This is a genomic window from Myxococcus sp. AM011 (genome assembly GCF_013372595.1).
Classification (GTDB): Bacteria; Myxococcota; Myxococcia; order Myxococcales; family Myxococcaceae; genus Myxococcus; species Myxococcus eversor.
Genome location: NZ_JABXEM010000383.1, coordinates 1 through 7,870, shown reverse-complemented (window position 1 = coordinate 7,870; position 7,870 = coordinate 1). Strand labels below are relative to the sequence as shown.

The window sequence follows — 7,870 nt, the reverse complement described above, 5'->3', positions numbered from 1 at the left end:
GAAGATGACCGCGGGCGGCGGACGGGGCCGCTCCGCCACGCGCGCGGGCATGGGCTCGGGCCCCCCCGCGGACATCACCAGGAAGCTGATCATCCCGGCCCCCATGCAGACCATGAAGGCGGTCCCCAGGATGATGGCGGCCGCGCGACCCGAGGCCTGGGGTCGCGGCGTGGGGTTGATTTCCCTCCACCCCGGCTGGAGCGGGATGCCCTGGGGCCGGGGCCGCTCGGCGCCGCAATGGGTACAGAGGGGCTCGCGCTCCACCGCCTTGAGGAAGGGGGCGCCGCAGTTCACACATTTCGCACGGGTTCTGGCCACGAGTCTGAGTCTAGTCGCTCCGCCGACACCCGTGGGGACGATATGGGCTCAGGTGGCCAAAAGTGGGCATCATCGAGGCGTGCCCAGCGTCTTGAGGAAGAACAGGCCCACGTCGTCCAGGTAGTAGCGGGCGGCGGCGCCCTGCGGCGAGTGCGGCTGGCCGGGCATGATGAGCAGTTCGAAGTGCTTGTCCGCGCGGATCAACGCCTCCGCCATCCGCATCGTCACCGAGGGCGTGGCATTCACGTCGCTGGTGCCGTGCATCATCTTCAGGGGGCCCTTCAGCTTGTCCGCGAGCGCGAGGTTGTCACCCACCGCGTAGCCCTGGGGGTTGGCGCTCGGCAGGTTGAGGTAGGGCTCGTTGATGATGGCCTCTTCCGTCAGCGCGCCCGGTGCTCCGGCATAGCCCGCCTTGAAGAAGTCCGGCGCCGTCAGCATGCCGCGCAGCACGAAGTAGCCGCCCCAGGAGTGGCCGTAGAGGCCCAGGCGCTCCAGGTCCATCCACGGCCGCGTGGAGGCGACCTGCTTCAACCCCGTGACGTGGTCGGGAATCTCCGTCTGGCCCACGCGGCCGTAGTTCGCGTCCTGGAAGGCCTTGCTCCGCCCCGGGCCTCCGCGAGGGTCCAGCAGCACCGTGACGAAGCCGAGCTGCGCCAGGCCGCTGGCCGTCAACGACATCGAATTGCCGATGTAGTTCCATGGCACCAGATTGAAGAACGGGCCGCCGTAGATATAGACGAGCACCGGGTAGCGCTTCGCCGGGTCGAAGTCGCGCGGCCTGTAGAGCACGCCGTGCAAGGGCGTGACGCCGTCGGCGGCCTTGACGACGAAGGGCTCCGGCCGCGAGTTCCCGAGGGCCTCGAGCTCACTCGCGTCCGCCGTGGTGAGGCGCACGGGCTTGCCTCCGTCCACGGACACCAGCTCCCGCAACCGGGGCTGCGTGCGGGAGGACCACGCGTCCACGTAGTGCTGACCCGAGGGTGACAGGGTGATTCGGTGCATCCCCGAGCCCGAGGACAGGCGCTTGAGCGCGCCGCCCTTCAGGCTGCCCCGGTAGAAGAGCTGCTCGTACGGCGCGCCGCTGTCGGCGGAGGCCAGCACGTAGAGGGCGTCACCCTGGGGCGCCACGCCCACCACCTCGTGCACGGGGAAGGCGCCTCGCGTGAGCTGCCGCAGGAGCTTCCCCGCGCGGTCATACGCATACACGTGGCGCCAGCCGTCGCGTTCGGACATCCAGAGGTAGCCACGTCCGCCTGGCAGCGCCGTCACCTGCTTCGCCCAACCGCCCGTCGCGAAGTCCAGGCCGGTGACGAAGGTCTCCGGACGCTCCTCGCGCAGCACCCGCCGACGCTGCCCCGTCCCAGGTGTCACCGCGGTGAGGTCCAGCCGCTTCGCGTCGCGCGAGAGGTGGAGGCACAGCGCCTCCGTGCCCTCGGGGTTCCAGCCGGCGAACCAGTCATACGTCTCGCCCTCCACAGGAGGGATGCGCGTCACTCGGCCCGTGGCCACATCCACGACATGGAGCTCCGAGCGCGGAAGCGGCGTCCCCGCCTTCGCGTACGGCACCGTCGTCACCTTCTCCAGCGCGTCCGAGTAGTCCACGACGGGCACCTGATGCACGGCGCGCACGTCGTCCCGCCACACCACCAGGAAGCGCCCATCCGGTGACCAGGGGCGCGCGGGAATCCGCCAGTCCAGGTTCGTCTCCCCCGCACGCTCCACCACGGTGGCGCCGTCCGCGCCCAGCACCGCGAAGCCGCCCTGGCGCTGCACCGCGAGCGCGCCTCCCCGCGGCGCGAGGAAGTGCTCCGGTGACAGCGCCTGCGCGGCACGGTCCTCCGCCGACAGCTGCGTGACGCGACTTCCCGTCAGGCCCAGGCCGAAGGTCTTCCCCCCCAGCCGGAAGACGATGCCCTGTTCATCCGGAGTGAAGGCGAAGTCGAAGAAGCGAGGCGCCGTGACGGGCTTGCCCACGAGCGCCGAGAGCTGCTCGCGCAGTTGCTCACCCGAGACGAGCGGCTTGAGCTCCCCCGTCTTCGCGTGCGCCAGCACCCACGTCCCGCCGTCCCTGCCCTCGCGCGCCCAGAAGACCAGGCGGTCTCCCTCGCGCAGCCAACGGGGCGCGACGAGGCTGTCTCGCAGGAGCTCCACCCGCCGGCTGAACTGGTCCGCCACGTCCAGCTTCGCCTGGACGCCCGCCTCGGGAGTGGGCTCGTAGACGGTGACCGAGTGAGCATCACCGTCGAGCGCCAGGACGGGCGCGCCGGTCAGCGTCGCGAGCACCACGCCGAGGGCCATGAAGGGGAATCGCATGCACCAGGATGGTAGGGAGGTGCATCCTTCACGACCAATATATCTTTCGAGGCCCATCGAGACGGTTATCGTCTCGATATGGAATTCCGTCAGCTCCAGCTCTTCATCGCCGTGGCGGAGGAGCTGCACTTCGGACGAGCCGCCGCGCGCATCGGCATGGCCCAGCCGCCATTCAGCCAGCAGATTCGCCGACTGGAGACCGAGCTGGGAGTCGAGCTGCTCACGCGCACCAGCCGCCACGTGGCGCTCACCGCCGCTGGCGCCAGGCTGCTGGAGGAGGCTCGCACGCTGCTGGCCCGGCGCGCGGATGTCATCCACACGGTGCGGCAGGCGGCGAGCGGCGAGACGGGCACGCTGCGCGTCGGCTTCGCCGCGTCCTCGGCCTTCGGCGTGCTGCCGGATATCGTCTTGCGCTTCAGCACCCGGTTCCCGAAGGTGAAGCTGGAGCTGGATGACAGCGAGACGCTGAACGTGGGCGCCGCGCTCGCGTCGGGCGAGCTGGACATCGCCATCATCCGGGCGCCCTTCCGTCACGAAGGGCTCACCGTCGAGCGGCTGCTCCGGGAGCGCTTCGTGCTCGCGCTGCCGGCGCGCCACCCTCGCACCCGTCAGCAAGTCGTCGCGCTGGCCTCGCTGGCGAACGAGCCGTTCGTCCTCTTCCCCCGCCATTCAGCGCCGGGCCTGCATGACCTGGTGACGAGCATGTGTCTGGCCGCGGGCTTCTCTCCGAACATCGTCCAGGAAGCGCGCTCGTGGCCCTCCGTCGTCGGCATGGTGGAGGCGGGACTGGGATTGACCATCGCCCCCGCGTCCTCCCAGGCCCTGTGCCCCAAGGGCGTCGTGTTCCGCCCCCTGAGCGGTGCGCCCCACCACGCGGAGCTGGTGGTGGCCTTTCCCGGGCCTCGGCCCTCACCCGCCGCGCAGCACTTCCGCGTCCTCGCACATGAAGCGGTCTCCCGCTCGGGCAAGGGCTCGTCGGACTGAGCAGACTCCGAGCCAGGTGCGGAGGGCTCGCGGCACTGCTGCGCCACGCCGAGCGCTTCGTTCACGGTGCATGCGGAGCGGAGCAGTCCGCGCTCGCCTGGCCTGCCCACATTCCGAGCCACTCAGGAGGGTGTGGGCTTCTTGCTCCGTCGGCCCTTGGCCCGCGTGACAGGCTCCGTGTCGTTCGCCGCCGCCTGCGGCCCGAGGTTGAACCAGAAGGGGCAGAGCAACGGCGGCGCTCCTCTCGCTTCCGGTGGTGAAGCAACCTCTCGCGGACCCCGGTAGAGGCGAACGCTCTCTTCACCTCGCTTGCCTCGACTCGCTCTCGGCGCCATCAGCGACACCGCCCGCGCTGCCACCACGAATCCCCTCGCTCGTTGAAGCGTTGGCACGACAATGCGCCTCGGGGAGCGGGCCTGAGATGGCTCGCTCCCGACGATTCCCTCATCGGCGTCGGCATGCGCACGAACTACCGAGATGACAGTTTCCTGTCAATTGAATCGGGCAACAAAGTACAGAACGCGCGTTCAGCGCACCCCTGCCTCCATCCGCCTCCTCCATGCGGCGGGTGTCACACCATGCACGCGGCGAAAGAGTCGGATGAAGTGCGTGACGTCCGCGTAACCCACCCGCTCCGCGACGATGTCCACCCGCTCATCGGTGTGACGCAGCCGGCTGCGCGCCTCGGCCATCCTGCACTCGAGAATCCACTCACCCACCGAGCGCCCCGTCTCCTGACGCACCACGCCCGCGACGTGCGGCGCCGAGCGCCCCAGCTCCCGCGCCACCTTCGCGAGCGACAGCGGCTCCAGGCAGTGGGATTCGATGTACGTCAGGGCCCGACGGCTCAGTCCCATCGACGAGGATTCGGGCACGGTGTCCGGGAAGGCCATCCGCTCCAGCTCCACCAGCACCAGCCGGAGCAGCGAGTGGCTGGCCTCGTTACTGCCGCGCTCCTGACGCGACTGCTCCTCCTCCATCAGCCGCATCCACCGCAAGAGCCGTCGACGCTGCACGGACGTGGGCCGCAGCACCGGGTGACAACCACCGCGCACGCGCAAGAGGGGCCCCAGCCGCGCCGCGCGCTCCTCCGCGTCCGAGGACACCGCCTCCGGATAGAAGCCGAGCCCCAGGCACTCCGCATCCGAGTGCTCGCGGCCATGCGCATCTCCCGGCGGAATGAGGTGCACGTCGCCCGCGCGCAGCACCAGGTCACCCGCATGCCGCACCTTCGACTCCCCGCGCAGCACCAGCATCACGACGGCATACGAGTGCACCGCGGAGTGGGTGCGTGAGTGCCGCGACGACAGGGGCCGCTGTGGCCCTACCCAGATGAGGCGCCGCTTCTCCTCGAAGTCCCGCTGGATGGCGGACCAGGGGTGGTCGTGTTCGGCGTGTGCGGTGGCCATGGGCCTTCGTAGCGCGGGGTTCGACCCGACGTCACTTCCCGTGGCTGCCGCCCAGCGCCTCCAGATTCAGGTGGTGGTTCATCACGTAGGCGGACTGCGCACCCGCCGCCGCCGCGATGAGCGCGCCCTGCAGGCGCGTGGTGAGGTCCCCCGCCGCGGAGATGCCGGGCACGGAGGTCTGCTGCATCGGGTCCACCTTCACGAAGCCCATCTCGTCCAGCGCGAGCCCCAGCCCCTCCACCAGCGCCACGTGCCGCTGCGGCGGACGGACGAAGAGGTACTCCTGTCGCACGCGCGTCCCGTCCTCCAGCTCCACCGCCTCCAGCGCGCTTCCGTCCGCCGAGGCGATGAGGCGCTTCACCGGGCCCTCCACCAGCCGCACCTCCGCGCGCTTCAACTGCGCGCGTCGCTCGTCCGATACGGGGAAGGCTCCCTGCGTGTACAGGGTGACGTCCGCCGTCCAGCCCTTCAGGAAGAGGGCGAAGTCCAGGTACAGCTCCGCCTCCGCTGGCGTCCCCGCGAACACGCCCCAGGCCCGGTCCTGGATTTCCCAGCCGTGACAGTAGGGACACTGGAAGAGGGCCTTGCCCCACAGCTCACGGTAACCCGGCAGGTCCGGCGGCACGTCCACCATGCCCGTGGCCAAGAGCACCCGGCGGGACTCCACGACGACTCCGCCCTCCAGCGTCACCCGGAAGCGCGCGTCGCCGAGTCGCTCGATGCCGTTCACCCGCACGTCGCGCACGTCGACGTCGTAGGGGCGCAGTTGCTCGCGGCCGATGGCGCGGAACTCGCGAGGCGGCGTGCCGTCACGGGTGACGAAGCCCTGGATGTGCTCGGCCGCCGCGTTGCGGGGCGAGCCCGCGTCACATAGCAGAACCTTCTTGCGGCCACGCCCCAGCACCAGCGCCGCGCTCAGGCCCGCGGGGCCGCCGCCCACAATCACCACGTCCTTCTCGAGAGTGTCGCTCATGGGAAAGAACTAAACGCCGGCCTCCGCTCGCGGGAGAGCGAGGTTTCAGGGGGAATCGGCGCATCGGCGGGTCCGGCGACACGGTGCCTCCAGCCACCCCGGTACCGCGGGCGAGCAGGCGGTCGCTCGACGAGGACGACCGGCCAGGTATGGCGCCCTTTGAGCAGGTGGGAACAATGGGCACATGCTTCAGTACGTACGCCTTTGACCACTCGTGCGAAGGGTCGGCTTCCCGGAGAGGAAGCCGTGTTCCTACACTGAGGGACGGGAGCACCAGGGCCGGCGTGCGGCTCCCCACCCAGGAGGTATGCGATGCAGCCCACGCGTCTCGCGTTGATGGTCCTGCTCGCCTGCGCCGCGTCCGGCTGCACCTCGTCGGAAGAAGCGCCGTGGGATGGACGGTACGCACCGCTCGAGGAGCGGGGTGACTGGATGGACACCGGCCCCCTCTCCGTCTGTCGCGTGCTGGATGATGCGGACAAGACCTGCGGCGGCCTGACGTCGTTCGACTTGTCCGGCTGCAAACGCCGCTCGTTGGAGGGGCTGGAGCGCGAGGGGGTGTACCGCGGTGAACTGCGCTTCGACGCGCGCGGCACGCAGGAGGCACGCGCGGCGCCCCTGGGCGGAGGCTTCAAGCTCAACTCCGCGGGCGTCCCCGAGCAGGTCCTCGGAGCGGCCGCCGTGGCCGGGGTGTGGGACGCGCAGACGTTCCTCGTCTCCAGTCAGTCCCCGGACGGGCTGTTCACCTTCGTGGGCTGCAACGCGGTGGGCCCGCGCTCGCTGACGGGCTGCTTCTCGCGGTGTCTCAATGGAGCGCTGGTGGAGTCGGGGACGTTCCGCGCCGAGCGCGTGGCGCGCTTCAAGGGCGAGCACGAGGTCTCCGGGGGACTGAAGCTGGTCTCCGAGCGCTGGGTGGACCTGGGCATGCCCGTGGACGTGCAGGTCATCGACGGCCACGCCTATGTCATCTCGCAGGACCGCGAGGGACAGCGTGGAGGGCTCACCGTCTTCGACGTGAGGGTGCCCGAGGCGCCGGTGCGCGTGGCGCGGATGAGCCTGCCGGAGGACTCGGACTGGCGGGGGGCGACGTTCAAGGACGGGGTGCTCTATGTCGCGAGCGCGAGCTCGGGCGTGGTGGTGCTCGATATCTCATTGCCCTCCGCGCCGGTGTTCGTGCGCAGGGTGCCGGAGCAGCCCGTGAGTCTCGGGATGGTGAGCGTGGATGGGAACCGGCTCTACGCGGTGGCCACGGAGGCGTCGGCGGGCACGCTGATGTTCGACATCTCCACGCCCTCCGAGCCGAAGTTGCTCCAGCACATCGTCTCCGGGGCGCGCGTCTCGGAGAATCCGTCGTCGCGCGGGCCCGTGAGCTACGAGGGCCGGCTGTATGTGAATCACCTGCGGGATGGCTTGCAGGTCGTCGACGCGAACTCCGGCGGCGGGGTGAAGTTGCTGGGTCGGTACACGTACCCGTATGCGAACAGCCGCGCGAGCGCGGTGGGCACGTTCGGCGGGAGAATCGTGGCGTTCGAGAGCAGCCTGGGCGCGGGGGCGCGACTGCGGGCGCTGGATGTCAGCGAGCCGCGCGACATCGTGAAGATTGGGGAGTATGGGTTGCGCGGCGTGGTGTCACCGCGCGCGCTGGAGTTGCGGGGCTCGCGGCTGTATGTGACGTATCACCAGGAAGGGCTGCGTGTATTGGATGTGAGCAATCCCACGCAACCGCGTGAAGTGGCGTACTTCAATAGCTATCGTGAGACGGACCCGGGACGCGGGGACGCGCTGGAAGAGGGGGCCACGGGGCTCCAGGTTCCTGGAGATGGTCATGTGTATGTCGTGGATACGTCCCGTGGATTGCTGGTGCTGACGGAGC

General features: G+C 69.8%; 6 protein-coding genes. 2 read left to right on the top strand and 4 right to left on the bottom strand.

Annotated features, from left to right (window positions below; genetic code table 11):
• Both HUW62_RS43905 and HUW62_RS43900 read right to left on the bottom strand, forming a co-directional pair.
• The coding region (locus HUW62_RS43905; protein WP_176437847.1) for a hypothetical protein at positions 1 to 294 on the bottom strand (294 nt) is incomplete at its 3' end.
• A 93-nt stretch (positions 295 to 387) separates the two neighbouring features.
• Positions 388 to 2,631, bottom strand: coding sequence for a DPP IV N-terminal domain-containing protein (locus HUW62_RS43900; RefSeq protein WP_176437846.1), 2,244 nt, complete (start codon positions 2,629 to 2,631; stop codon positions 388 to 390).
• A 78-nt stretch (positions 2,632 to 2,709) separates the two neighbouring features.
• Here HUW62_RS43900 and HUW62_RS43895 point away from each other — a divergent pair, with 78 nt between their 5' ends.
• Positions 2,710 to 3,615 (top strand): LysR family transcriptional regulator, encoded by a 906-nt coding sequence (locus HUW62_RS43895; protein ID WP_176437845.1) that lies wholly within the window; start codon positions 2,710 to 2,712, stop codon positions 3,613 to 3,615.
• 527 nt (positions 3,616 to 4,142) lie between these two features.
• On the opposite strand, the gene HUW62_RS43890 is transcribed toward HUW62_RS43895, so the two are convergent.
• Together HUW62_RS43890 and HUW62_RS43885 are read right to left on the bottom strand one after the other, a co-directional pair.
• Positions 4,143 to 5,024 carry an AraC family transcriptional regulator gene (locus HUW62_RS43890; protein WP_163871071.1) on the bottom strand — a complete coding sequence of 294 codons (882 nt, stop codon included), beginning with the start codon at positions 5,022 to 5,024 and terminating at the stop codon, positions 4,143 to 4,145.
• Between the two features lie 31 nt (positions 5,025 to 5,055).
• Entirely contained in the window at positions 5,056 to 5,997 is a 942-nt protein-coding gene (locus tag HUW62_RS43885; protein WP_176437844.1) for an NAD(P)/FAD-dependent oxidoreductase, read from the bottom strand.
• A 312-nt stretch (positions 5,998 to 6,309) separates the two neighbouring features.
• On the opposite strand from HUW62_RS43885, the gene HUW62_RS43880 reads away from it, so the two are divergent.
• Positions 6,310 to 7,870, top strand: a 1,561-nt coding sequence (locus tag HUW62_RS43880) for an LVIVD repeat-containing protein (protein WP_176437843.1), incomplete at its 3' end; no start/stop codon positions are given.